This is a genomic window from Nereida ignava, assembly GCF_047114695.1.
In the GTDB taxonomy this organism is placed as follows: Bacteria; Pseudomonadota; Alphaproteobacteria; order Rhodobacterales; family Rhodobacteraceae; genus Nereida; species Nereida ignava.
Map to the genome: position 1 here is coordinate 1301483 of NZ_CP112885.1, position 24299 is coordinate 1325781.

The window sequence follows — 24299 nt, forward strand, 5'->3', positions numbered from 1 at the left end:
CAAATCTTTAACGAACCAGAGCCGCGTTTCCGTCGGTCATCTGCACAAAAACTTCACTTCCGGCGTTTGTGTTCATCAAGGCGCGGCATGATTTCTACAAAATTACACGGCCGGTGGCGGTAATCGAGTTGTTTGACCAAAATCTCGTCCCACGCGTCTTTGCACGCGCCGGTGCTGCCCGGAAGTGCGAACAAATACGTCCCGTTCGCAACGCCGCCGGTCGCCCGGGATTGCACCGCGCTGGTGCCGATCTTTGCGATGCTCACGTGGGTGAAAACTGTGCCGAACGCATCGATCTCTTTTTCATAGACGTCCCTGTGTGCCTCAACGGTGACATCCCGCCCAGTCAAGCCCGTGCCCCCCGTTGATATTATCACGTCAACGGCCTCATCATCACACCAAGCGCGCAGGATATTCGCGATCTCCGTCCGATCATCTTTCACGATGCTACGTGCGGCCAATTGGTGACCTGCCGCTTCAAGACGCGCGACAAGCGTATCGCCGGAGCGGTCATCGTCAGACGTGCGCGTATCACTGACCGTGAGCACGGCAATGCGCACCGCTATGAATTCGCGCGTTTCATCAATTCGGCTGGCTGAACTCATGGGCCATTTCCCTTCAGGCGTGCGCGCACATCAAGCAGGTCAGCCCACGCCTCGCGCTTTACGGCGGGATTGCGAAGCAAATATGCTGGATGGAACATCGGCATCACCGGCAATCCTGCTGCCTCGGCCCATGTGCCGCGCAGACGGGTCACGCCTTTGCGATCAAGCAGGGCCTGACAACTGATGTTGCCCATCGCGATCAAAGCTTTTGGAGCCGCCAGCGCGATATGACGCATAAGGAAGGGCTGCATCATCGCAATCTCAAGTGACTTTGGATCACGGTTAGACGGAGGCCGCCACGGGATAACGTTTGTGATGTAGACGTCTTTTGTGCGCGAAACGTCAATCGCGCCCAACATCCGGTCAAGCATGGCACCAGCAGCACCAATGAAAGGCTTGCCTGCAATGTCCTCTTCGCGGCCCGGTGCTTCGCCCACAACCATCAACGGTGCGCCCACAATGCCGTCACTGAACACCAAATTCTGCGCGCCTTTTTTCAAATCACAATGCTCAAAGCCCGCCATTGCGGCTTTCAACTCATCCAGATTAGACGCGGCCTGTGCGGCTTTTTGCGCCTCGGCGGCGACGTCTAATTTCGGGGTAATGACAGGTGCTGCGGGCTCAACCACTTTCGCAGCTACTTTGGGCGCTTCGGCAGGCACGTCATAGCGGTTGATCGGCGCGTCGCTGATGCATTCATCAGCACCCAACTCCACCTGCCACTCCAGCGCGGCAAGGCCGCTGTGCCAATCCAATGATTCCATGCGGCTAAACTTATGCGCAGCCCCTGAGATGGTAAACACCTTGCCGCGCTTTGGATGGGCTCATATAAGGCTCTGAACATCATGTTGAGGGGACTTAAGACATGGGATGGCGCGCCAAACATCTGCTTGGAATCGAACAACTCGCCCCTGATGAGATTACGACCCTTCTTGATCTGGCGGACCAATATGTTGCGCTGAACCGCCAGCCTCACAAGCATTCCGATGTGTTGGCGGGTCTGACGCAGATCAACATGTTCTTTGAGAATTCGACACGGACACAAGCCAGCTTTGAGTTGGCAGGCAAACGTCTCGGCGCGGATGTGATGAACATGGCGATGCAGGCCAGCTCGATCAAAAAGGGTGAAACCCTGATTGATACGGCGATGACCCTGAACGCAATGCATCCCGATTTGCTAGTGGTGCGCCACCCTCATTCGGGCGCGGTTGATCTGTTGTCGCAAAAAGTAAATTGCGCAGTTCTAAACGCGGGCGATGGACGCCATGAACACCCCACGCAGGCGCTTTTGGATGCCTTGACCATTCGGCGGCGCAAGGGGCGGCTTCATCGTCTCAACATCGCGATTTGTGGCGATATCGCTCACAGCCGCGTTGCGCGCTCAAACATTATGTTGTTGGGCAAGATGGAAAACCGCATTCGCCTGATTGCACCGCCCACGTTGATGCCCGCAGAGATTGACCACTTCGGCGTCGAGGTGTTCGACAACATGGAAGAAGGCCTTAAAGACGTTGATGTTGTGATGATGCTGCGCCTTCAGCGCGAGCGGATGGACGGTGGTTTTATCCCGTCGGAACGTGAGTATTATCACCGCTATGGTCTGGATCAGGCAAAACTAGACAACGCGGCAAGCGACGCAATTGTCATGCACCCGGGCCCAATGAACCGAGGTGTTGAGATCGACGGTGAACTTGCCGATGACATCAACCGTTCGGTCATCCAGGAGCAAGTCGAAATGGGCGTCGCTGTGCGGATGGCCGCGATGGAATTACTTGTCCAAGCCAGCCGCGAAACAGCCCAAGGGGTTGCAACATGAGCTGGCTAAAACACGTTGACGCCGACGAAGCCGGCATCGTGCGGCTTTATGAGGTCGCTCTCCCTGCGCCTGAAGCGAAAGCCCTAACGGCATATGACGTGCAGCAGGCCCTTAACGCACCTGAACTAGATACAGACTTTGTCGAAATCTTTAGCGTCAATGACCTCGAAGACATCGGCCTGCGCGGCTACATGGAAACCGGCCTTGGCATCGCATCGCGTGATATCGACCCCTACGCGGAACGGATTGTGGATGTAGACGGCTATGTCGTCGTGGTGCTGTCCAAGGCATTCGCAGGGCAGATGACATCACTCGCCCACAAACACCCGCTGCGACCAATTGGTGCCTTCAAAGAAGCAGGCGCGCAAACGCCCACCATCACCTTAGAAAGCGATGCGGCCGTCACCCCGCCAGAGGTGGAGGACACCAGCCTCGAGGGTAAGCCGAAAAAGAAGAAAAGTGACGCGGCGATGAGCGGCATGATCGCCACCTATGCGTTACTGACGATGTTCGCCCTTGTTGGCCTTATGATCTGGATCGCAGGATAAAAGACGAAATGACCACGACCTATATCAACGCCCGCCTGATCAACCCCACAACGCGCACCGATGCTCTCGGCAGTCTCACGGTAGCCAACGGACAGATCACAGCGATCGATGGGCCACAGGTTGGGACTATTGTCGATCTGAACGGGGCGTGCCTTGCACCAGGTATCGTAGATATTGGCGTGAAAATTTGTGAGCCAGGAGAGCGCCACAAAGAGAGTTATGCTTCTGCGGGGGCTGCGGCAGCCGCAGGTGGGGTCACCACAATTGTAACGCGCCCAGACACAGACCCCGCCATTGATACACCCGAAGTGTTAGAGTTCATCGCAAAGCGCGCAGAAAAAGACAGCCCTGTCAAAGTGCACCCGATGGCAGCCCTAACAAAGGGACGCGCGGGCAGCGAAATGGTTGAGATCGGTTTTCTGCAAGACGCAGGTGCAGTAGCGTTCACAGATTGTGATCACGTCATCACCAACACCAAAGTCTATCAACGCGCATTGACCTACGCGCGATCACTTGGGGCACTAGTAATAGGCCACGTGCAAGAGCCAACCCTCAGCAAAAGCGCCTGTGCGACAAGCGGCAAATTCGCCTCGTTGCGGGGGCTGCCAGCCGTGTCACCTATGGCCGAGCGTATGGGCCTTGATCGTGATATCGCGCTGGTCGAAATGACCGGTGCGAAATACCACGCCGATCAGATTACCACAGCCCGTGCGATCCCACCGCTAAAACGCGCCAAGGCGAATGGTCTGGATGTGACGGCAGGTGTCAGCATCCATCACTTAACGCTGAACGAACTGGACGTGGCCAACTACCGCACGTTCTTTAAGATCAAGCCTCCTCTGCGTTGCGAAGATGACCGCATTGCGATGATTGAGGCGCTTGCGGATGGAACTATCGACATCATCCATTCCATGCACACCCCCCAAGATGAGGAAAGCAAGCGCCTGCCATTTGAGGAAGCCGCAAGCGGTGCAGTTGCTCTTGAGACCCTGTTTCCTGCAGCGCTTAGAGTCGTTAATTCTGGGATGATCGATCTACCGACGCTCTGGGCTGCCCTATCGCTAAACCCCGCAAACCGGTTAAGCCTTGCGCAAGGCCGCCTTGAGGTTGGTGCCCCTGCCGATCTGGTGGTGTTTGATCCCAGCGCACCGTTTATTATGGATCGCTTCAAACTGAAATCGAAATCCAAGAACACGCCGTTCGACGGACAACGCATGGAAGGTCGGATCATCGCAACACTTGTTGACGGTGAGCTGGTCCACGGCACCCTATGACAATTATCACCCTCATTTTTGCCGCACTTGCAGGCTATCTCTTTGGCGCAATTCCGTTTGGCATTGTGATGGCCAAAGTGTTCGGGCTGGGTGATTTACGGGCAATCGGGTCCGGCAACATTGGTGCGACGAATGTTTTGCGCACCGGAAACAAACTTGCTGCCTTTCTGACCCTGATCCTTGATGCAGGCAAAGCGGGCATTGCTGTCTTACTTGCCGGTGCTCTTTTCGGAGAACTCGCAGGGCTGGTGGCGGGGCTGGCCGCATTTGTCGGTCATTGCTATCCAGTATGGCTGGGCTTCAAAGGCGGTAAAGGCGTCGCCACTTTCTTTGGCCTAATTTTCGCCGCTTGCTGGCCTGTTGGAGTGGCCGCTGGCGCTACTTGGCTCGTCGTTGCCGCACTCAGCAGATATTCGTCTCTGTCTGCACTGATCGCCAGCGTGCTTGCGCCGGTCTATGCGGCAGCACTTGGTGGGACACTCATGGTGCCCTTCCTGATCATCTTGGCTCTACTTATCGTTTGGCGGCACACCGAAAACATTCAACGCCTGTTGAAAGGCACCGAAGGTAAAATCGGTAGCAAGTAATCAGTAGCTGTATTCGCCGTAGATGCGAGACAGATCACCACCCCAGTCACCGTTATAGTGCGCAAGCAATTCATCCGCTGGCGTCATGCCTGTTTCCAGCGTCTCATGCAGTGCGTTCAGGAAATGCGTCTCGTCAGGGACCATGCCACCTGCGCCCGCTTTGCCGCGCGCCTTCAGGCCAGCTTCGGCAATGGCAACCAGCTCACGCGCCAGATCAGCCATAACGATACCGTCAACCTTAGCCTGCAACCCGTCTACCGATGCGGCGACCCGAAGCGCTTCACGTTGTTCAGCGCTCCAACCTTTGCAAAGATCCCACGCCGCATCCAGCGCGTTTTGATCGTAACAAATACCAACCCAAAACGCAGGAAGCGCGCAAAGTCTGCGCCATGGGCCACCATCCGCTCCGCGCATTTCCAAGAACTGCTTGATCCGCGCCTCTGGGAAAATTGTTGTGAGGTGGTCGGCCCAGTCAGACAGCGTCGGCTTTTCACCAGGGAGCGCAGGCAGCTGCCCCTTAAGAAAATCACGGAACGACATTCCCAAGGCGTCCACGTACTTTCCGTCGCGGTAGACAAAATACATCGGCACATCGAGCGCATATTGCACCCAAGCCTCAAACCCGAACCCTTGCTCAAACACAAACGGAAGCGTGCCTGTGCGCGCATCATCCAGATTGCGCCAAATACGGCTTCGCCAAGATTTATGACCGTTTGGCTTACCCTCAAAGAACGGTGAATTTGCGAAAAGAGCCGTGGCAACAGGTTGAAGGGCCAAGGCGACGCGCAGCTTTTGCACCATGTCCGCCTCTGAACCAAAGTCGAGGTTTACCTGAACAGTGCAGGTCCGGTACATCATTTGTTTGCCGTGCGTCCCAACGCGGTCCATGTAATCCGTCATCAGCTTATAGCGGCCTTTGGGCATGACGGGCATTTGCGCGCCGCTCCATTCAGGGGCTGCACCGAGGCCAATAAATTTTACGCCAATTTCATCTGCAATCGCGCGCACTTCCGCGAGGTGCGTGTTCACTTCATCACAAGTTTGGTGAATATTTTCCAGCGGCGCACCAGACAACTCAAGCTGGCCACCCGGTTCAAGGCTGACGTTTGCACCGTCTTTTTCAAGGCCAATGATGTTGCCCGCCTCAACAACCGGAGACCACCCAAAGCGTCCTTGAAGCCCTTCTAGGACTACCTTGATCGACCGCTCACCCTCATAGGGCAAAGGCAGATGGCTGTCCTGGCAATATCCAAATTTCTCGTGCTCGGTCCCAATGCGCCAAGCATCCTTCGGCTTGCAGCCTTTCTCCAAAAGCGCCGCAAGATCATCGTGGTGTTCGATTGGGCCGCCGCCGCTTTGTGGAATAGACATACGCGAAGTCTCCGCTGGAGTGGATCAATGTATAGTGTGCGTGGCCTCGCCAGACGCGCTTGTCAATGGGCGTTACTGCACAGCCGTGTGCGCACGAGCATCTTTGGACTGCCAGATCAAAACCATCGGCACATCCTCGGCTATAGCGCGGCGCGCCGCATCAAGATCAACCCCGTCGAGGGACGCAAGCGCATCATATAAAGTCTCTGCTTTCGCGGCACTGTTGGGCACGGTCAATGACGGCGCGGCGCGCGCATCGAATTGCCAATACAAAACGCCGCGGTGCTTGTGGATCATAACGCGGATCAACTCATTGATAGAAACGACGCCGCCCCCATCGGGTCCAAAATATGCGATCTGCCTTTCGGTGACCTCGACAACGCCTGCGCCACCACGCCCAAACGGAAAACGCGCACGCTGCACGCCCTGCACAGCCACCGCAGCACCAACAATCATCAGAAGGCCGCCCGCCCAAGGCGTTAAACCGAAAGAAGTCACCGCTACGTAAAGCCCAAACAACACAAGACCTAAGCCCACGAGCACTTCACGCCATTTCACCAGAACAGCTACAACCTCGGGGCGGATAAAATTCATGTCCAATCCCCTTTGCTTTGCTGCCACAGCGTCAGCGCCGCAACAGCAGCCGTATCTGCGCGCAACACCCGAGGCCCAAGCGATAAAGTCTGCACGAAAGGTAGCCCAAGCAAGCGGGTTCGTTCTTGGGGTGAAAAGCCCCCCTCCGGCCCGATCAAGATAGCAGCGGGTGCAGAAGCAAGACTTGATAGGCCAGCCGTTGCGCGCCCTACCAGTGTTTCATCACAAAAGATCAGCTGTCGCGCCGGATCCCATGCGTCCAGAACCGCGCTTAACTTTTGCAAAGGGGCTACGGTGGGCACATACGTTCCGCCGCATTGCTCGGCCGCTTCAACAGCATGCGCTTGCAACCGGTCTTGGCGAATCCGCTCTGCGTTGGTGAACTGGGTTTGAACGGGCAGAATTTGTGCGGCGCCCATCTCGGCTGCTTTTTCGACGATGAAATCCGTGCGCGCCTTTTTGATCGGGGCAAACATCAGCCAAAGGTCAGGCGGCACGCTTTGTTCTTGGGTCTGCGCCACGCAGGTCAAAACGCCACCACGCTTGGCGGCTTGCGTGATTTCTGCATCCCATTCACCGTTCACACCGTCAAAAACAGAAATCACCTGCCCCACGGCCAATCGCATCACACCAAATAAATAGTGCGCTTGTGATTGTTCCAAAGGAACCGTTTGATCCTGCCCCAACGGGTGATCTACATATAAACGAACTTTCGCCATGGAGCGTACACTATGACCGACACCCCCCAAGGCCAAGTGGCAGATGCCGTAAAAGATAATTGGGTCGACAGATTTGCACCGCGCGCGACACGCCCGTTTTTGCGGCTGGCCCGTGCGGACCGCCCGATCGGAACGTGGCTGTTGCTGTTGCCGTGCTGGTGGGGGTTGGCCTTGGCGATATTGTCTACGGGTAGCGCGTCACTGGCTGACCTGTGGATTGCGGCGGGATGCAGTGCGGGTGCGTGGTTGATGCGCGGCGCAGGTTGCACATGGAATGACATCACAGACCGTCATATCGACGCCTCCGTTGCGCGCACACGGTCACGGCCACTTCCGTCAGGACAGGTGACAGTGAAGGCCGCGCTGATCTGGCTGGTCGTCCAGTGCCTTGTTGCTTTTGCCATTTTGCTCAGTTTCAACACCGCAGCGATTATATTAGGCATAGCGGCCCTGCTGCCCGTGGCGATCTACCCCTTCGCCAAACGGTTCACTTGGTGGCCGCAGGTATTCTTGGGACTTGCCTTCAACTGGGGCGCCCTGCTGGCTTGGACGGCACACACAGGCAGCTTGGGCTGGCCCGCGGTTCTACTTTATGTCGGCGGGATTTTTTGGACGCTGTTCTACGACACAATCTATGCCCACCAAGACGCCGAAGACGACGCGTTGATCGGCGTGAAGTCAACCGCACGATTGTTCGGAGACAATAGCCCCAAATGGCTACGTGCCTTTTTGGTGTTAACCGTCGTCATTATTGGCGCAGCCTCCATGATGGTCACCGTACCATCCGGTAACGTTTTGGCCGTAGTTGTGGCGTTGGGCGGCGCATGGGCGCTTGGCTGGCATCTGGCCTGGCAACTTACGCGCTTTATACCAGATGACAGTGACCGCTTGATCATGCTGTTTCGCTCAAACCGGAACGCAGGCTTGCTCCCTGTGCTGTTTTTTGCCGTTGCTGCTTTGCTCTGATTGCGCCTGCTGACGGGGCATCGTAAAGGTTGGCATTCTCTAATACGGAACATGACGCACAATGGCTGTGAACGCCCTGATTTCTACGATTGGCGCCCTTACTTTGGGTGCTGCAGGGGCAGTCCTTGCCTCGAATGCTGTGGTCCGATTGGTGGAAGACCGCTCTGCGCTTGCGGTTGATCAAGTGTTTTTGGAAGAAAGCGTACCTTGGGCCAGTATCGAAACAGATGGGCTCAGCGTGATCTTATCAGGCGAAGCCCCCGATGAGGCCGCACGTTTCAGAGCGCTTTCAGTTGCCAGCACAGCAGTGGATGCATCGCGGCTGATTGATAATTTTGTGATTGCGCAAGTTGATCAGACCCGCGCGCCAGATTTTTCTATTGAACTACTCAAGAATGACGGTGGCCTATCGTTGATCGGGTTGATCCCCGCTGAAGTTGACCGTGATGATTTAGTCCGTGACATTGCGCGCACCGCACGCGGCGCAGAAGTCTCAGACCTGCTAGAGGTTGCTGACTATCCCGTGCCCAACGGCTGGGAAGACGCCACGCGCTTTGGCTTGGCGGCGATGCAGAACCTTGATCGCTCAAAGGTGTCGATCACCGCAGAGCGTGTCACGATTATCGCTGCAACCGACAGCCAAGAAGAAAAAGCCCGCGTTGAGGAAATTCTGGAGGGGGAGTTGCCCGCAGGGCTTGAACTGAACCTCAGCATAACCGCACCGCGCCCCGTCATTTCGCCTTATACCCTGCGTTTCATTATTGACGCGCAAGGCACCGCGCAATTTGACGCCTGCGCTGCAGGAACCGAACAAGTGCGCGGACAATTGGTTGGTGCAGCCCGTAGTGCAGGGCTAACTGGTGATGTAGATTGCGTCTTGGGCCTTGGCATGCCGAGCCCGCGTTGGGGCCGTGCTGGTGCATCGGCAATCGCGGCAGTGTCCGAGATGGGCGGCGGCGGCATCACGATCTCCGACACAGACGTCACGCTCGAAAGCCCTGCCGGTTTTGATGAAGAAAAGTTCAACTCAATTGCATCTGATCTAGAAAACGAGCTGCCCGAAGTGTTCGCGCTTCAAGCCATCTACGTGCCGGACCCCACCGCAAACGACGCCGCTGAGCAGCTAGAATTTCTGGCAACACTGTCGCCTGAAGGCCAAGTGCAACTGCGCGGAGCGGTTAGCAGCGAGTTCCTGAAATCATCTGTGGAAAGCCTCGCGCTTGCAAAGTTTGGTGCCGACCGCGTTTACAACGCAACCAAGGTTGAAGCAGGTCTGCCCGATGGCTGGCCCTTGCGCGTTCTTACCGCAGTTGAAGCCTTGTCAGAGGTGAACAACGGCGCCGTGATTGTTCAGGGGGACGTTATCCAAGTACGCGGCAACACTGGTGATACGCGCAGCCGGTCCATCATCAGCCGCATTCTGGCCGATAAGCTTGATGGCGAAGGCACTTTCAAGATCGACGTGGACTATAAAGAAGAACTGGACCCGATCGCGTCTATCCCCACCCCCGAAGAATGCGTCGCGCAAATTGATACGATCCTTGCGCAAACCAAAATTACGTTCGAGCCTGGTTCCAGCACAGTTGATGACGCGGGCCGCACCACGATTGATCGAATTGCCGATGTGCTAAAGGCCTGTGTGAATGTTTCGGTTGAAATTGCAGGGCACACCGATAGCCAAGGTAGTGAAGAGTTGAATGCGCGCATCTCGCAAAGCCGCGCCGATGCTGTGCGCACCTCTCTTGTGACCCGCCGCATTCCGCCGGAAAGATTGACAGCGGTTGGCTATGGCGAAGCAACACCGATTGCTGATAATGGCACCGAAGAAGGCCGTGAAGCAAACCGCCGCATTGAATTCACCCTTTCAGCAAACACCACCGATGAGGCCGAAGCGACTGAAGCTGAGCCCGCAACCGACGAAACAGGACAAGAGTAATGAACAGAACTGAGTTTATCGTGGCAATTGCAGCCATCCTGTTTGTTGCATTCATTCTGGGATGGTTCGCCCATTGGTTGATCAGCCGTTTCACCCGCGTGTCACAATCTGACGTAGGCGAGCTGGATAAGCTTGCGCAGTCTTTGCATGAAGCCGAAGAAACCCGCGACCAAGCAATTGCATATTTGCAGCAGCGCGAAGCCGAAATGAGCAACCAGATGGCCCAAACCGAAGCTGAACTGCGGGCCGCGATGGATGGTTTGCGCGATGCACGGCACGAGGCTGAAGAATTGCGCGCCTATATCGAACGCGCCAACAAAGCCAAGTAGCGCCCTACCAGCGTTTCAGCGCCTCTTCGTCTTTTACGGTACTCTCTACCCAATTCTCACCAGCGGCCGTTGTTTCTTTTTTCCAAAACGGCGCGCGAGACTTCAGATAATCCATCAAAAACGTAGCAGCTTCAAAGGCTGCATCCCTATGACGACTGGCCGTGGCCACCATCATAATCGGCTCATCAGGCTGCAGCAATCCAAAGCGGTGGATCACAAGGACATTGCTTAATTGCCAGCGCGCCTTCGCCTCAGCTGCAATTTCGCGCAACGCTCTTTCGGTCATCGCCGGATAATGCTCGATCAGCATTTGCTCAAGCCCGCCCGCCACATCGCGGACCAAACCCGTGAATGTGACAACAGCGCCTGCGCCATTCGGATCAAAACCATTCAGCTCAGCACCCGCATCAAAACGTTCCTGCTGCACACGAATGTCCATCGCCCTTAGCCGCCCGTCATGGGGGGGAAGAAAGCAACCTCGCGCACATCTTTCAGCGACGCGTCAAAATCAGACAACTCTTGATCAACCGCAACACGCAGAGCACTGATATCTGCGAACGCCGCCTCATAACGGGCTTCACGTGCGCGCAACTCATCAACCAACTCAGCTACTGTTGCAGCATCCGTCGTGATCTGCTCGTGAGGCAGCCCAATACGTTCACGAACCCATGCGAAATAAACAACATTCATTGTGGATCTCTCAGAAATGGTAGCGATTTACGGAAATAATCCCAGCCTGTGATCAACGTCAACAACGCCGCAACCCAAAGAAGGACCAAACCTACGGACCAGCTCAGGTGCCAGCCCATTTCTTTCCAGCGCAGCCCAACAACATCTTCAATGTTCCCCGCCAAAATACCGTCAACCATCTCAGACGTCATGCCCACAGTCTGTTCAATGAAGTAATGTTCAAACGCACCCTTCGAAAACAGAACAGCAATAGCCAGCATCTGCGCGGTCGTTTTCCATTTCGCGAGCTTGGTAACCGCCAGGGTTTTGGCGTCATCGCCCAAGAACTCACGCAGGCCACTTACGAACACTTCACGGAATATGATGACGCTTGCAGGTAAGAGCAGCCACGGGTCCATCCCAGAAAAGCCAACAATAATGAGAAGCGCAATCACCACCATCGCTTTGTCGGCAATCGGATCAAGCATCGCACCAAAGCGGCTCGTTTGGTTCCACAGCCGCGCGAGGTAGCCATCAAAAAAATCTGTCAGCGCGGCAAGGCCAAACAAAACCAGCGCAAACCAATCCGCCCAAGGCCGATTGAAATACAAGAACATTATAACGACGCCAAAGGCCGCAAAAAGGCGCAAGACGGTCAGGATATTTGGCAAAGTCCATTTCATATCTTTGATCTAGCCTAGGATTCTCCGCGCCGCCACAGGTTCTTTTGCGACATATCAAACAATTCCCGTCTGAATTATTACAAACCCATCCATCGCGCTGAAACATATCGCAGCGGTGTAACATTTCTTGTGAGCGCCGTTTTCATAGGCATAACGCCCGCAGGGTCTGCGCACACAAGAGGCGATCACGGTAGCGTGATGTTCGTTTCCGCACAGATCACCTGCTCGTGACAGGCCTATCATAACCCCAAAACAACCCTCATATACAACTCATCCGAGACAGGCACTGACGCCTCACTCGACACTCACAGGGCAATATAGCCCAAACAAACCAACGCCTTAGACAAGGCACCGAAAGGAATTATTAGGAAACTCGCAACTGTATTCACAGCTATCGCAATCGCCGCTTCCGCAACTGCAGCAGCTGCTGACCAACTCGCCAAATCCGCAGGCGTCAGCGCCGGTGTTTACGCAGACACAACATTGGTTAACATCATTAACGCCCGCCAAAACCAAGACGTGGCACAGCTGAACTTCTTCTTGGGCCAAACTCTCGATAGCGCCCGTGTCTCAAGCCGCGGCACATCGATTGATTTCGCATCGCTGATCGAAAATGCAGAGCAGGACAACGACACAGCACAAGTCGCATCGCTGAAATCACTCGAAAACGGTGACAACGCGCAGGGCGGCGTGGACTACGCGTTCTTGATCGAAAATGCAGAGCAAGACAACGACACAGCGCGCGTCGCATCACTGAAGTCACTCGCTAACTTCTAAGCCCCGCGCAACCTCTAGGATACCTCCCGGTCCCCAAGAAGGGCGTCTCGCGAAAGCGGGGCGCTCTTTTTTGGTGAGGGGGGGGTAACCCGAAGCCGACAACAATAGGCAAGGCCTTCTCAAACTCCCGCCACTTGGCAGGGGAACAGTCAGTTACTGTGCGATGGCACGCGCTTCACGGACCCACGCAATGATCGTCTCACGCGCTTCTTCGTCCATTTGAACGGCGTTGGGTGGTGGCATGGCGTGGCTCACGCCCGCTTGCAGATAAATCTGGCTGGCGTGGCGGGCTACATCGCCGGGCGTTTCGAGGTGCACACCCTTCGGTGCCCAGCGCATGTTACCCCAGACAGGCTCACGCGCGTGGCACATCGAACAGTGCCCCAACACCGTGTCATACGCATCGTCAAAACCAGCGGCTGACACGAAGCGTTGCTCATAAGGGGTCAAGGGGCGTGCTTCGGCGTCTTCCCACGTCTCGCTTGGGCGCACCGACGACAGCCATGCAATGACAAACATCAACAAAACTGTAACGCCCCACGTCCAGTGTGGCCCCGACCCAGTCCGGTGCATCGTGTTGAAATAATGACGGATCGTGACGCCGGTCAGAAAGATAAGGCTCGCGATAATCCAAGCGTATTCTGTCCCAAACGCCAGCGGATAGTGATTGGAAAGCATTAGAAAAACGACCGGCAAGGTCAGGTAGTTGTTATGCATCGAGCGCAGCTTGGCGATCTGACCGTATTTGGCGTCAGGAGTGCGCCCTGCCTTCAAATCAGCGACAACAATGCGCTGGTTCGGCATGATGATGAAAAACACGTTGGCTGTCATGATTGTCGCCGTGAACGCACCAAGGTGCAAAAGTGCCGCGCGACCAGTGAAAATTTGATTGTAGCCCCATGACATCACAACAAGCAGGGCAAACAACAACAGCATCAAAATCGTCGGGTGGTTCTTTAGCCCACGCTTGCACATCTGATCATACACCAACCAGCCAATGGTAAGCGACGCTCCTGAAATCAAAATACCCTGCACCAACGTCAGATCTGCTTTGGTCGGATCAAGCAGATACAGTTCTCCGCCAACCCAGTAAACAATCATCAACAGGGCAGCACCCGACAGCCACGTGGTGTAGCTTTGCCATTTATGCCAAGTCAGATGCTCGGGCAGCCGATCCGGTGCGACTAGGTATTTAGTGGTGTGATAAAAACCACCGCCATGCACTTCCCACTCTTCGCCATACGCGCCTTCAGGCATTCCGGGTGCTGGCTTCAACATAAGATCAAGCGCGATAAAGTAGAACGATGCGCCAATCCACGCCATGGCGGTCACCACGTGCAACCAGCGAACTGAAAACGCCACCCAGTCCCACATCACAGCTAGATCATACATCATCAGTCCCTCACGTTCTTTGTCTCAAAGAAAACTATGCGATTGGCCATTGTTCTGGTATTGCTTCAAAAAGTCAAAGAGCATCAAAAAAAGCCGAACAATGTCATATCTTGAAAACGTCCGCACCTTTGTTCGTGTTTATGAGTTGGGCAGCATGTCTGCAGCCGGCCGTGATTTACGTATTTCACCTGCGGTTACATCCTCACGCATCTCACAGCTTGAGGAACATCTTAGCGTGAGGCTTTTTCAACGCACAACCCGCAGCCTTGCCCCCACGGAACAGGGAAAGGCCTTTTATGACGGGGCATGCAAAGTGCTCGAGTCCGTTGAGGCCGCTGAAGCAAATGTGGTCAACATTACCGATAACCCGAAAGGCTCGCTCTTTATCGCAGCACCCTTGGGCGTTGGCCGCCGCCTTATTGCCCCCCAAGTGCCCGAGTTTTTGGAGCAATACCCACAAGTCAGCATTCGGTTGCGCCTTACAGATAGAAAGGTGGACCTGACAACCGAAGGCCTTGATCTGGCGTTCTTTCTTGGCCAGCCCGAGGATAGCAATTTGCGCATTCGTAAAATCGCGGATGTGTCACGGGTTCTATGTGCCTCGCCCGAATATATTGAAGCTAAAGGAATGCCCGAAGACGGAGAGGCATTAATTACCGATCAACACGAATGCCTTAACCTGCGGTTCCCCGGCGCGACAGAGTTTCAATGGCCCCTCGTCACCCCCGAAGGAACGAAAAAGTTTCGTGTCAAAGGCCGATATGAGTGTGATGATGGTGATGTTCTTACGGACTGGGCGCTTGCAGGGCATGGCATCGTGATCAAACCGGCGTTTGAAGTGGCAGAGCACATCAACAACGGCGCTTTGGTTCCCGTCGCAACACAAACGCCACCTGAAGATATTCAGATGGCGTGCTTATTTACGCACAGACGACGGCAAGATCCCAAAACCCGACTGTTCATGGAATTCATGATCGAGCGGATTGGGCGCGCTGTCCGGAACAGCTCAATTCAGGCTCAGCTACCGCGGTAGGTTGAATACCCGAATGGTGAAAGCAGAAGTGGCACATGATAGTGAGCCGCCTCTGACATACCAAATCGCAAAGGTACTACATCCAAAAAGCGCGGCTCTTCTAGCGCGATGCCGATTGCATCCAAATAATCGCCTGCGTGAAAGACAAGCTCGTATGTGCCAAGCGCAAACTCAGACGCGGGCAAAATCTGCTCGTCTGTCCGGCCATCACTGTTGGTGAACACAGACTTCAGAATAACCCGCTCCTCACCATCGATACGGTAGAGATCAATTTTAAGCTCGCTTGCAGGACAGCCCCGTGCAGTGTCCAGAACATGCGTTGTCAGATAACCAGCCATTGTCGTCTCCTTAGGTGAAAGCTGCATATAGCCACGCACACTGATGTGCAGCAAAGTGCATATGTTTGATGGTCTTTCGCGTTTTTCTTGAAAATTCGCGGTATTGTTTTGCATTAATACAATACTAACGACGAAGGGAGACGTCCGTGAATAGATATCCACGTGACCTTACCGGCTACGGAGCAACGCCTCCAAACGCCAATTGGCCAAATGCAGCAAAGATCGCTGTGCAAATTGTCCTCAACTACGAAGAGGGCGGTGAGAACAATATCCTTCACGGTGACGCCGCATCCGAGGCATTCTTGTCAGAGATCACAGGCGCACAACCTTGGCCAGGCCAGCGCCATTGGAACATGGAATCGCTTTATGAATACGGCGCCCGCGCAGGGTTCTGGCGTGTGCACCGCTTGCTGCGCGATCTACCGATTACGGTCTACGGTGTTGCCAGCGCGCTTGCCCGTGCCCCCGAGCAAGTTGCCGCCATGAAAGCGTCGGGCTGGGAAATTGCCAGTCACGGGCTGAAGTGGGTTGAACATAAGGACATGCCCGAGGCAGAGGAACGCGCCCAAATTGCCGAGGCCATTCGTCTGCACACCGAAGTGACCGGCACGCCACCGCGCGGCTGGTATACTGGACGTTGCTCGAACAACACCGTCCGCCTTGCCGCACAAACAGGCCAGTTCGATTACGTGGCCGACAGCTACGCGGATGATTTGCCCTATTGGACCCACGTCGAGGATCGCGACCAATTAATCGTGCCCTACACGATGGATTGCAATGATATGCGCTTTGGCATTCAGGCAGGTTTCACAAATGGGGATCAATTCGAGAGCTACCTCAAGGATACCTTTGATATCCTTTATGAGGAGGGACGTGCGGGCGCACCAAAGATGATGTCAATCGGGCTGCACTGCCGTTTAATCGGTCGTCCTGGCCGGTTGGCCGCCCTGCGCCGTGTCATAGAACACATGCAGTCTCATGAGGGCGTGTGGTTCGCGACCCGTCTGCAAATTGCGGAACACTGGGCCATGCAGCATCCACCGCACGCCAAACCTGCGCCATCCCAGATGGACCGCGCCACCTTTGTCGAAAATTTCGGTGGTATCTTTGAACACAGCCCATGGATTGCAGAAGCTGCGTTTGATCTGGAACTCGGCCCTACCCATGATACGGCACTTGGCGTTCATAGCGCCTTGGCGCGCGTATTTCGAAGCGCGTCAGAAGATCAACGCTTGGCCGTGTTAAATGCGCACCCTGATTTGGCCGGAAAGCTCGCGGCCGCAGGCAAATTGACCGCTGAAAGCACCTCCGAGCAAGCGGGCGCAGGGCTAGATCTGCTCACAGACGAAGAACGCAGTACATTTCAGGCGTTGAACGCTGAATACGTCGCGCGCCATGGTTTTCCGTTCATCATCGCAGTGCGCGACAACACCAAGGCCACAATCATGGCCGCCTTCAAGCGCCGTATTAGTAATGACCGCGATGCAGAGTTTGCCGAGGCTTGTAAGCAAGTTGAGCGTATCGCTGAATTGCGCCTGATCGAAAAGTTCAGCGCATGAGCCGTTCTCTCAAAATTCAGCCCATCACACGGGCGGCTTTTGCACCGTTTGGCGAAGTTATCGACACATCTGGCGCACCAGATAAGATCATCAACCAAGGGCTGTGTGGCCGCTACCACGACCGCGCAACGCTGGACTGCAGTTCGGGTCGCGTTGGGGTAAGCCTGTTCAAGGCCGAGGCGCGTACCCTGCCCTTGGCCCTTCACATGGTTGAACGTCATCCAGATGGCTCACAGCTTTTCATTCCAATGTCCGAGCACGGTTTTCTGGTCATCGTCGCACCAGATCAGAACGGCACACCGGCTGAGCCGCTGGCGTTCATCACAACCCCAGGACAAGCAATAAATTTTCACCGCGGGACATGGCACGGCGTGCTGACGCCCCTGAGTGAACCCGGTTTGTTTGCCGTCGTCGACAGGATCGGCACCGGCGCAAACCTTGAAGAACACTGGTTCGATACCCCGTACACGGTCGAGCTGGAAAAAAAGACTACTGGAGCGGGGCCAGCAACGGCAACATAGGGAAGGAAAACCACAATGGCCGAGAACTCAATCGGGACGCCGGAACAGCTCCGCGATCCCAACTTCACACCGGCGCTTCACCGCGCCATTCCACTGGGGATACAGCACGTATTGGCGATGTTCGTCTCAAACGTGACCCCGGCTATTATTATTGCAGGTGCAGCGGGTTTCGGTTTTGGTTCAGACGCAGGGGCGCAAGGTTTCCCTGACATGACCTATCTGATCCAGATGTCGATGCTGTTTGCAGGCATTGCGACTTTGTTCCAAACAATCGGCATGGGCCCTGTTGGGGCGCGCTTGCCAATCGTTCAGGGGACAAGCTTTGCCTTCATTCCGATCATGATCCCACTGGTGGCTGGTAAGGGCGTCGATGCGCTACCTATCCTGTTCGGTGGCGTTTTGGTGGGTGGTCTTTTCCACGCACTACTGGGAACTGTAATCGGTAAAATTCGTTTTGCCCTGCCCCCACTGGTCACTGGCCTTGTTGTTACGATGATCGGCTTGGCGTTGGTCAAAGTCGGCATCCAGTATGCGGCGGGCGGCGTGCCTGCCATCAACAGCCCTGAGTACGGCTCACTGCTGAACTGGTCTGTCGCATTGGTTGTTGTCTTTGTCACACTCGGTTTGAAGTTCTTCGCAAAAGGCATGCTTTCCGTATCAGCAGTCTTTATCGGCATCATTGCAGGCTATCTGGTCGCGCTGTTCTTCACCGATATGGTTTCATTTGAAAGCATCGCAACAAGCATGAGCCGCGCAGCAGCGTTCCAAGTGCCGTCACCGTTTGCATATGGCTTCGAGTTTAGCCTTGCTGCAGTCATCGGCTTTTGTCTGATGGCATTCGTTTCTGCCGTAGAAACCGTGGGCGACGTATCAGGGATCACCAAAGGTGGGGCTGGCCGCGAAGCAACCGAAAAAGAAATCCAAGGCGCAACATATGCTGATGGTTTCGGCACTGCGTTGTCTGGTATTTTTGGTGGCTTGCCAAACACATCATTCAGCCAAAACGTTGGGCTAATCGCGATGACTGGCGTCATGAGCCGTCACGTTGTGACCATCGGGGCGATCTTCTTGATCATCTGCGGTCTGGTTCCAAAAGTAGGCGCATTGATCCGTACTATCCCAATCGAAGTGCTGGGTGGTGGTGTCATCGTCATGTTCGGCATGGTGGTTGCGGCGGGTATCTCAATGCTGTCCGACGTCAAATGGAACCGTCGCAACATGGTTATCTTCGCAATTGCGTTGTCTGTCGGCCTCGGCCTTCAGTTGGACCCGAAAGCAGTACAATATCTGCCAGACACACTGCGCATCTTGATGACATCCGGTCTGCTTCCTGCGGCTCTGATCGCAATCGTACTGAACCTTGTGTTGCCTGAAGAGCTAACAGACGAGGCTACCGAGGAAGTATCCGGCGGCATGTCCGGTCACGGTAAAGGTCGCTAAACACCATTGACCATACTGTAAAAAACCAAAGGCCCGATCGTTATGATCGGGCCTTTTTCGTGTAACATTGTAAAAACACATGAGGCACAACAGGCCTCTGTTATTTTGCGCCAGACAACCGCAGGTTCATATGGCGGTTCACATCTTTATAGAGCAAATAGCGAAACTTGCCCGGTCCACCTGCATAACAAGCCTGCGGGCAAAAAGCGCGCAGCCACATGTAATCGCCAGCTTCAACTTCAACCCAATCATTGTTCAAACGGTAAACAGCTTTGCCTTCCAGCACGTAAAGCCCGTGCTCCATAACGTGCGTTTCAAGAAACGGGATCACAGCACCAGGCTCGAACGTGACGATCGTGACATGCATATCGTGGCGCAAATCTGTAGGGTCAACGAAACGCGTGGTGGCCCACTTTCCGTCTGTTTCAGGCATAACCGTTGGTGCGATTTCATTCTCATTGGCAATAATAACCTCGGGATGATCAAGCCCCGGTACAGCCTCGTACGCCTTGCGCACCCAGTGAAAACGCAACATCTCATCACTTGTGTTATGAAGCGTCCAAGGTGTGCCCGCGGGCAGGTAGGCGTAGCCACCCTCAACCAGAGTGTGCTCCGCGCCATTGACGTTCAGCGTGGCTTTGCCCTCGACCACAAACAGAACGCCCTGTGCACCCTCATCCGTTTCGGGCTGATCCGATCCACCACCAGGTGAGACTTCCATGATGTACTGCGAAAACGTTTCAGCAAATCCACTCAACGGCCTAGAGATGACCCACAGCCGCGTTCTGTCCCAGAACGGCAGAAAACTTGTCACAATATCGCGCATCGTTCCTTTCGGAATAACCGCGTAGGCATCAGTGAAGATCGCACGGTCTGTCAAAAGTTGCTCTTGCGGCGGATGCCCCCCTGTTGGGGCATAATAGTTAGCAGACATTTGGCCTCCAGCTCGTTGATTTCAAATTATTATCTAAGCAGTCTGGGGGATCACACCACACGGGAACGCCAAAACAGACTTGCTCAAAACATTTGATAGTGAGCCGAGACAGGCCAGTTCAAGAGACGCATTCGCGCCTCCCAACCAGCCCGTCAGATCGAGGTGAAAAACGCCTTAATTATCAGGCACAGCTTTAGGTGTTAGCAACTGACATCGTTTCCATGTCAAGTTTAACCAAAAATATTTCAATTCCTATTCGGCAACGCACAGTAAAAAATAATTCGCTCTTACAAAGCATGAACACGAGGCGAATACCAAATGTTGATAGACGAGGCTATCGCTAATCAGATTAAAAATAATCTACAGCTGCGCTCGGAATGACGTAAGGCCCTTGGGGCTGACGTGTTACATGGGCGTGATGCAAGCCGTATTCGGTTCGATACGCGGGGAGCCGATCCCTAACGACCACTTTGTTGCTCGAGGCCCTTTCGTTCCCCGCGCGCGCCTACGTCTTGCAGTATCGACCTTATTCTTGGAGGCGCTTTCTGGGGGCTTTTGCCGCTTGTGGTGGGTGGCAAGTCCGCCAAAGGCCTGACGGTTGAGGGTCAGGCCTTTAATAGCATTGTCGGATTAGCGTTGGTTGCGGGAGTAGGATTTGAACCTACGACCTTCAGGTTATGAGCCTGACGAGCTACCGGGCTGCTCCATCCCGCGCCAACTTGGTTTGTTTAGTTTGGGGTTGTGTTGTCTGCAAGGGCGGATTTGGGGTTTGGTTGATTTTGTTTATGGGAGGGAGGTGAGGTCTGCTGCGTTGTGGTCCATGGCGTCAATTGGGACGGGCAGATTTCAGGGGGGTGCGATCATGATGCGGCTCTCAGGATAGCCGGTTTCAGAGGGGGGCTATCTGTAGCTGCGGCCCAGCAGACCCCACGCCCAGCACCGCGCATTAAGATTTCAGGTGGTATAAGACACAAAAAAGCCGCCACGAGCTGAACTCGTAGCGGCCTAATGTATGATAATCGAATATAGAGTATTGGTTCTTTGTTAGGTTTGGCGATGACCTACTCTCCCACGCCTTAAGACGCAGTACCATCGGCGCAACAGTGCTTAACTGCCAGGTTCGGGATGGGGCTGGGTGTTTCACTTGCGCTATGATCACCAAACCAAAGAAAGAACCATTACAAACATTTTTAATCCAGATTTTCGTAACTTGTGTAGTTGTGTATGCTTTTGATTGTGTCCGTAGAAGACTGTCTTCTACTGGATCAAATCAAGCCTATCGAGCAATTAGTACCGGTCAACTGAGTGCGTTACCGCACTTACATCTCCGGCCTATCGACGTGGTGGTCTTCCACGGCTCTCAGGGATACCTTGTTTTGAGGGGGGCTTCCCGCTTAGATGCCTTCAGCGGTTATCCTGTCCGATCATAGCTACCCAGCACTGCTCCTGGCGGAACAACTGGTACACCAGTGGATCGTTCACCCCGGTCCTCTCGTACTAGGGGCAACTCCTCTCAAGTATCCTACACCCACGGCAGATAGGGACCGAACTGTCTCACGACGTTCTAAACCCAGCTCACGTACCTCTTTAAACGGCGAACAGCCGTACCCTTGGGACCTGCTCCAGCCCCAGGATGAGATGAGCCGACATCGAGGTGCCAAACGGTGCCGTCGATATGGACTCTTGGGCACCATCAGCCTGTTATCCCCGGCGTACCTTTTATCCGTTGAGCGATGGCCCTTCCACTCGGGACCACCGGATCACTATGGCCGTCTTTCGACTCTGCTCGACTTGTCAGTCTCGCAGTCAGGCTGGCTTCTGCCATTGCACTCAACGAGCGATTTCCGACCGCTCTGAGCCAACCTTCGCGCGCCTCCGTTACGCTTTAGGAGGCGACCGCCCCAGTCAAACTACCCGCCACACAGGGTCCCGGATCCGGATAACGGACCGCGGTTAGACATCAAGCAGAACAAGGGTGGTATCTCAAGGATGGCTCCACGCAGACTGGCGTCTGCGCTTCAAAGCCTACCACCTATCCTGCACATGTTGTGCCTGATGCCAATGTGAAGCTGTAGTAAAGGTGCACGGGGTCTTTCCGTCTAACCGCGGGAAGCCTGCATCTTGACAGGCAATTCAATTTCGCTGAGTCGATGTTGGAGACAGCGGGGAAGTCGTTACGCCATTCGTGCAGGTCGGAACTTACCCGACAAGGAATTTCGCTACCTTAGGACCGTTATAGTTACGGCCGCCGTTTACCTGGGCTTCAATTCAAGGCTCTCACCTCTCCTTTTAACCTTCAGGCACCGGGCAGGCGTCAGACCCTATACGTCGTCTTGCGACTTCGCAGAGCCCTGTGTTTTTAGTAAACAGTCGCCACCCCCTGGTTTGTGCCCCCAGTCAATACTTGCGTAGAAACTGGGCCTCCTTCTCGCGAACTTACGGAGGTATTTTGCCGAGTTCCTTCAACATCGTTCTCTCAAGCGCCTTGGTATTCTCTACCAGTCCACCTGTGTTGGTTTAGGGTACGATCTAATGATGGAGCTATTTCCAGGAACCTCTAAGCGGCCCTTCCAATCCGATAAGGAAGAACAACCCTCGAGATCCGTCACTACCATCTGGCTCAGGAATATTAACCTGATTCCCATCGACTACGCCTTTCGGCCTCGCCTTAGGGGTCGGCTTACCCTGCTCAGATTAACTTTAAGCAGGAACCCTTGGACTTTCGGCGACAGTGTCTCTCACACTGTTTGTCGCTACTCATGTCATCATTCTCACTAGTGATCTCTCCACCGGATCCCTCACAGGCCGGCTTCATCGAAAGTTTCACTCCTCCAACACTCCCAAAGGAAGATAAGGAGGAAAGAAACTATATCACACTACGCTCTGCTACCATGCACTATGTGCATCCTAAGCTTCGGCTCATGGCTTGAGCCCCGTTACATCTTCGCCGCAGGACAACTTAATTAGACCAGTGAGCTGTTACGCTATCTTTAAAGGATGGCTGCTTCTAAGCCAACCTCCTGGTTGTTTTGGTCGTCCCACCTGCTTTCCCACTTAGCCATGAATTAGGGGCCTTAGCTGTAGGTCAGGGTTGTTTCCCTCTCCACTACGGACGTTAGCATCCGCAGTGTGTCTGCCGACTAGTACTCCTCGGTATTCGGAGTTTGGTTAGGATCAGTAAGCCTGTGGGGCCCCATTACCCATCCAGTGCTCTACCCCCGAGGGTATTCGGTCGACGCTCTACCTAAATAGATTTCGCAGAGAACCAGCTATCTCCGAGTTTGATTGGCCTTTCACCCCTAGGCACAATTCATCCCGACCTTTTTCAACAGGTGTGGGTTCGGCCCTCCAATAAGTGTTACCTTATCTTCAGCCTGATCATGCCTAGATCACTCGGTTTCGGGTCTGATCCCACGAACTCATTCGCCCTATTAAGACTCGCTTTCGCTGCGCCTACACCTAACGGCTTAAGCTTGCTCGTGAGACCAAGTCGATGACCCATTATACAAAAGGTACGCCGTCAGCCCTCAAGGAGCCTCCGACTGATTGTAGGCGTTCGGTTTCAGGTACTGTTTCACTCCCCTCGTCGGGGTGCTTTTCACCTTTCCCTCACGGTACTGGTTCACTATCGGTCAGTAAGGAGTACTTAGCCTTCGAAGGTGGTCCTCCGATGTTCAGACAGAATTTCACGTGTTCCGCCCTACTTAATACGTCCAATCATGCTTCCTATACGGGGCTATCACCCGCTATGGCCGTGCTTCCCAACACGTTCTAGTCACAATCTCAGCTCGGCTGGTCCCCGTTCGCTCGCCGCTACTAGGGGAGTATCTATTGATTTCCTTTCCTCCGGGTACTTAGATGTTTCAGTTCCCCGGGTTTGCTCTTAAAACCCTATGTATTCAGGTAATAAGTACTTGGTTTACCATGCTATTGAGCACCCCGAAGGGTAACAATAACATAATATCAAGTGGGTTCCCCCATTCGGACATCCATGGATCAAAGCTTATTCTCAGCTCCTCATGGCTTAACGCAGAGTATCACGTCCTTCATCGCCTCTTACTGCCAAGGCATTCACCAAACGCCCTTTTCGCGCTTGATTTGATCCAGAAGAAGAAAGACTTGTATGGATCTTTCTACTGTGTGCTCGAAGCACATCTGAACCAAAAGCATACATTTTCCCGCCTATCCTACTGGTTCATAGGATAGAC

At 54.4% G+C, this 24299-nt stretch carries 23 protein-coding genes, 1 tRNA gene and 2 rRNA genes; 12 read left to right on the forward strand and 14 right to left on the reverse strand.

Annotation, left to right across the window (positions count from 1 at the left end; genetic code table 11):
- Positions 1–53: 53 nt before the first annotated feature.
- Both moaB and OLX08_RS06450 read right to left on the reverse strand, forming a co-directional pair.
- A complete protein-coding gene (moaB, locus tag OLX08_RS06445; RefSeq protein ID WP_391480461.1) occupies positions 54–605 on the reverse strand; it encodes a molybdenum cofactor biosynthesis protein B in 552 nt (183 codons plus the stop codon).
- Positions 602–1369, reverse strand: a complete 768-nt coding sequence (locus OLX08_RS06450) for a uracil-DNA glycosylase (RefSeq protein WP_391480462.1) — start codon at positions 1367–1369, stop codon at positions 602–604. Before OLX08_RS06450 ends, moaB begins: the two co-directional genes overlap by 4 nt.
- 101 nt (positions 1370–1470) lie before the next feature.
- Here OLX08_RS06450 and OLX08_RS06455 point away from each other — a divergent pair, with 101 nt between their 5' ends.
- From OLX08_RS06455 to plsY, 4 genes are read left to right on the forward strand one after another with little or no spacing between them, the layout of a single operon-like run.
- Positions 1471–2421, forward strand: coding sequence for an aspartate carbamoyltransferase catalytic subunit (locus tag OLX08_RS06455; RefSeq protein WP_048598827.1), 951 nt, complete (start codon positions 1471–1473; stop codon positions 2419–2421).
- Complete coding sequence (locus OLX08_RS06460) at positions 2418–2969, forward strand: hypothetical protein (protein ID WP_391480464.1); 552 nt, start codon at positions 2418–2420, stop codon at positions 2967–2969. Before OLX08_RS06455 ends, OLX08_RS06460 begins: the two co-directional genes overlap by 4 nt.
- A gap of 8 nt (positions 2970–2977) precedes the next feature.
- Positions 2978–4243: a dihydroorotase gene (gene pyrC / locus OLX08_RS06465; RefSeq protein WP_391480465.1), complete on the forward strand. Its 1266-nt coding sequence runs from the start codon at positions 2978–2980 to the stop codon at positions 4241–4243.
- Positions 4240–4830 (forward strand): glycerol-3-phosphate 1-O-acyltransferase PlsY, encoded by a 591-nt coding sequence (plsY, locus tag OLX08_RS06470; RefSeq protein ID WP_391480466.1) that lies wholly within the window; start codon positions 4240–4242, stop codon positions 4828–4830. Before pyrC ends, plsY begins: the two co-directional genes overlap by 4 nt.
- Here the strand turns inward: plsY and OLX08_RS06475 are convergent, their stop codons facing one another.
- The 3 genes from OLX08_RS06475 to OLX08_RS06485 form a co-directional block, all read right to left on the reverse strand.
- The gene (locus OLX08_RS06475) at positions 4831–6201 is read right to left on the reverse strand and encodes a glutamate--cysteine ligase (protein ID WP_391480468.1); all 1371 of its coding nucleotides are present in this window, start codon (positions 6199–6201) and stop codon (positions 4831–4833) included.
- Between the two features lie 72 nt (positions 6202–6273).
- Complete coding sequence (locus tag OLX08_RS06480; RefSeq protein ID WP_391480469.1) at positions 6274–6795, reverse strand: hypothetical protein; 522 nt, start codon at positions 6793–6795, stop codon at positions 6274–6276.
- On the reverse strand, positions 6792–7514 hold the full coding sequence (locus OLX08_RS06485) for a 16S rRNA (uracil(1498)-N(3))-methyltransferase (RefSeq protein ID WP_391480471.1): 723 nt from the start codon (positions 7512–7514) through the stop codon (positions 6792–6794). Before OLX08_RS06485 ends, OLX08_RS06480 begins: the two co-directional genes overlap by 4 nt.
- Before the next feature lie 12 nt (positions 7515–7526).
- Here OLX08_RS06485 and ubiA point away from each other — a divergent pair, with 12 nt between their 5' ends.
- The 3 genes from ubiA (at position 7527) to OLX08_RS06500 (ending at position 10745) form a co-directional block, all read left to right on the forward strand.
- Positions 7527–8480, forward strand: coding sequence for a 4-hydroxybenzoate octaprenyltransferase (ubiA, locus tag OLX08_RS06490; protein WP_391480473.1), 954 nt, complete (start codon positions 7527–7529; stop codon positions 8478–8480).
- A 61-nt stretch (positions 8481–8541) separates the two neighbouring features.
- Positions 8542–10416 carry an OmpA family protein gene (locus tag OLX08_RS06495; protein ID WP_391480474.1) on the forward strand — a complete coding sequence of 625 codons (1875 nt, stop codon included), beginning with the start codon at positions 8542–8544 and terminating at the stop codon, positions 10414–10416.
- Positions 10416–10745, forward strand: coding sequence for a hypothetical protein (locus OLX08_RS06500; protein ID WP_048598819.1), 330 nt, complete (start codon positions 10416–10418; stop codon positions 10743–10745). The genes OLX08_RS06495 and OLX08_RS06500 overlap by 1 nt, the downstream gene beginning before the upstream one ends.
- 4 nt (positions 10746–10749) lie before the next feature.
- On the opposite strand, the gene OLX08_RS06505 is transcribed toward OLX08_RS06500, so the two are convergent.
- From OLX08_RS06505 to pgsA, 3 genes are read right to left on the reverse strand one after another with little or no spacing between them, the layout of a single operon-like run.
- Positions 10750–11184, reverse strand: a complete 435-nt coding sequence (locus tag OLX08_RS06505; RefSeq protein WP_391480476.1) for a molybdenum cofactor biosynthesis protein MoaE — start codon at positions 11182–11184, stop codon at positions 10750–10752.
- Positions 11185–11189: 5 nt separating this feature from the next.
- Positions 11190–11435 (reverse strand): molybdopterin converting factor subunit 1, encoded by a 246-nt coding sequence (gene moaD, locus OLX08_RS06510; RefSeq protein WP_048598817.1) that lies wholly within the window; start codon positions 11433–11435, stop codon positions 11190–11192.
- Positions 11432–12097 carry a CDP-diacylglycerol--glycerol-3-phosphate 3-phosphatidyltransferase gene (pgsA, locus tag OLX08_RS06515; RefSeq protein ID WP_391480478.1) on the reverse strand — a complete coding sequence of 222 codons (666 nt, stop codon included), beginning with the start codon at positions 12095–12097 and terminating at the stop codon, positions 11432–11434. The genes moaD and pgsA overlap by 4 nt, the downstream gene beginning before the upstream one ends.
- Positions 12098–12580: 483 nt before the next feature.
- On the opposite strand from pgsA, the gene OLX08_RS06520 reads away from it, so the two are divergent.
- A complete protein-coding gene (locus OLX08_RS06520; RefSeq protein WP_391480479.1) occupies positions 12581–12874 on the forward strand; it encodes a hypothetical protein in 294 nt (97 codons plus the stop codon).
- Positions 12875–13027: 153 nt separating this feature from the next.
- Here the strand turns inward: OLX08_RS06520 and OLX08_RS06525 are convergent, their stop codons facing one another.
- Positions 13028–14266 carry a urate hydroxylase PuuD gene (locus tag OLX08_RS06525; RefSeq protein ID WP_391483192.1) on the reverse strand — a complete coding sequence of 413 codons (1239 nt, stop codon included), beginning with the start codon at positions 14264–14266 and terminating at the stop codon, positions 13028–13030.
- A gap of 100 nt (positions 14267–14366) precedes the next feature.
- Here OLX08_RS06525 and OLX08_RS06530 point away from each other — a divergent pair, with 100 nt between their 5' ends.
- Positions 14367–15299 carry a LysR family transcriptional regulator gene (locus OLX08_RS06530; RefSeq protein WP_391480481.1) on the forward strand — a complete coding sequence of 311 codons (933 nt, stop codon included), beginning with the start codon at positions 14367–14369 and terminating at the stop codon, positions 15297–15299.
- Here OLX08_RS06530 and uraH read toward each other — a convergent pair.
- A complete protein-coding gene (gene uraH, locus OLX08_RS06535; RefSeq protein WP_391480483.1) occupies positions 15284–15637 on the reverse strand; it encodes a hydroxyisourate hydrolase in 354 nt (117 codons plus the stop codon). The genes OLX08_RS06530 and uraH overlap by 16 nt on opposite strands.
- A 146-nt stretch (positions 15638–15783) precedes the next feature.
- Between uraH and puuE the strand changes: the two genes are divergently transcribed.
- Genes puuE through OLX08_RS06550 form a run of 3 tightly spaced genes read left to right on the forward strand, consistent with a single transcriptional unit; the run spans position 15784 to position 19157 of the window.
- Positions 15784–17196, forward strand: coding sequence for an allantoinase PuuE (gene puuE, locus OLX08_RS06540; RefSeq protein WP_391480484.1), 1413 nt, complete (start codon positions 15784–15786; stop codon positions 17194–17196).
- Positions 17193–17717, forward strand: coding sequence for an ureidoglycolate lyase (locus OLX08_RS06545; protein WP_391480486.1), 525 nt, complete (start codon positions 17193–17195; stop codon positions 17715–17717). Before puuE ends, OLX08_RS06545 begins: the two co-directional genes overlap by 4 nt.
- A gap of 15 nt (positions 17718–17732) precedes the next feature.
- Positions 17733–19157 carry a uracil-xanthine permease family protein gene (locus tag OLX08_RS06550; RefSeq protein WP_341247548.1) on the forward strand — a complete coding sequence of 475 codons (1425 nt, stop codon included), beginning with the start codon at positions 17733–17735 and terminating at the stop codon, positions 19155–19157.
- A gap of 100 nt (positions 19158–19257) precedes the next feature.
- Here OLX08_RS06550 and OLX08_RS06555 read toward each other — a convergent pair whose 3' ends face one another.
- The 4 genes from OLX08_RS06555 to OLX08_RS06570 all read right to left on the reverse strand — a co-directional run bounded on the left by OLX08_RS06555 (position 19258) and on the right by OLX08_RS06570 (position 24190).
- A complete protein-coding gene (locus tag OLX08_RS06555) occupies positions 19258–20091 on the reverse strand; it encodes a bifunctional allantoicase/(S)-ureidoglycine aminohydrolase (RefSeq protein ID WP_391480488.1) in 834 nt (277 codons plus the stop codon).
- Positions 20092–20728: 637 nt separating this feature from the next.
- Positions 20729–20805, reverse strand: a tRNA-Met gene (locus OLX08_RS06560).
- Between the two features lie 334 nt (positions 20806–21139).
- Positions 21140–21254: ribosomal RNA gene (gene rrf, locus OLX08_RS06565) — 5S ribosomal RNA — on the reverse strand.
- 103 nt (positions 21255–21357) lie between these two features.
- Positions 21358–24190: ribosomal RNA gene (locus tag OLX08_RS06570) — 23S ribosomal RNA — on the reverse strand.
- Between the last annotated feature and the right edge of the window lie 109 nt (positions 24191–24299).

Coding starts and splice junctions, on each gene's coding strand:
- moaB (WP_391480461.1), bottom strand. CDS start 605: ATGAGTTCAGCCAGCCGAATTGATGAAACGCGCGAATTCATAGCGGTG.
- OLX08_RS06450 (WP_391480462.1), bottom strand. CDS start 1,369: ATGGAATCATTGGATTGGCACAGCGGCCTTGCCGCGCTGGAGTGGCAG.
- OLX08_RS06455 (WP_048598827.1), top strand. CDS start 1,471: ATGGGATGGCGCGCCAAACATCTGCTTGGAATCGAACAACTCGCCCCT.
- OLX08_RS06460 (WP_391480464.1), top strand. CDS start 2,418: ATGAGCTGGCTAAAACACGTTGACGCCGACGAAGCCGGCATCGTGCGG.
- pyrC (WP_391480465.1), top strand. CDS start 2,978: ATGACCACGACCTATATCAACGCCCGCCTGATCAACCCCACAACGCGC.
- plsY (WP_391480466.1), top strand. CDS start 4,240: ATGACAATTATCACCCTCATTTTTGCCGCACTTGCAGGCTATCTCTTT.
- OLX08_RS06475 (WP_391480468.1), bottom strand. CDS start 6,201: ATGTCTATTCCACAAAGCGGCGGCGGCCCAATCGAACACCACGATGAT.
- OLX08_RS06480 (WP_391480469.1), bottom strand. CDS start 6,795: ATGAATTTTATCCGCCCCGAGGTTGTAGCTGTTCTGGTGAAATGGCGT.
- OLX08_RS06485 (WP_391480471.1), bottom strand. CDS start 7,514: ATGGCGAAAGTTCGTTTATATGTAGATCACCCGTTGGGGCAGGATCAA.
- ubiA (WP_391480473.1), top strand. CDS start 7,527: ATGACCGACACCCCCCAAGGCCAAGTGGCAGATGCCGTAAAAGATAAT.
- OLX08_RS06495 (WP_391480474.1), top strand. CDS start 8,542: ATGGCTGTGAACGCCCTGATTTCTACGATTGGCGCCCTTACTTTGGGT.
- OLX08_RS06500 (WP_048598819.1), top strand. CDS start 10,416: ATGAACAGAACTGAGTTTATCGTGGCAATTGCAGCCATCCTGTTTGTT.
- OLX08_RS06505 (WP_391480476.1), bottom strand. CDS start 11,184: ATGGACATTCGTGTGCAGCAGGAACGTTTTGATGCGGGTGCTGAGCTG.
- moaD (WP_048598817.1), bottom strand. CDS start 11,435: ATGAATGTTGTTTATTTCGCATGGGTTCGTGAACGTATTGGGCTGCCT.
- pgsA (WP_391480478.1), bottom strand. CDS start 12,097: ATGAAATGGACTTTGCCAAATATCCTGACCGTCTTGCGCCTTTTTGCG.
- OLX08_RS06525 (WP_391483192.1), bottom strand. CDS start 14,266: ATGTATGATCTAGCTGTGATGTGGGACTGGGTGGCGTTTTCAGTTCGC.
- OLX08_RS06530 (WP_391480481.1), top strand. CDS start 14,367: ATGTCATATCTTGAAAACGTCCGCACCTTTGTTCGTGTTTATGAGTTG.
- uraH (WP_391480483.1), bottom strand. CDS start 15,637: ATGGCTGGTTATCTGACAACGCATGTTCTGGACACTGCACGGGGCTGT.
- OLX08_RS06545 (WP_391480486.1), top strand. CDS start 17,193: ATGAGCCGTTCTCTCAAAATTCAGCCCATCACACGGGCGGCTTTTGCA.
- OLX08_RS06550 (WP_341247548.1), top strand. CDS start 17,733: ATGGCCGAGAACTCAATCGGGACGCCGGAACAGCTCCGCGATCCCAAC.
- OLX08_RS06555 (WP_391480488.1), bottom strand. CDS start 20,091: ATGTCTGCTAACTATTATGCCCCAACAGGGGGGCATCCGCCGCAAGAG.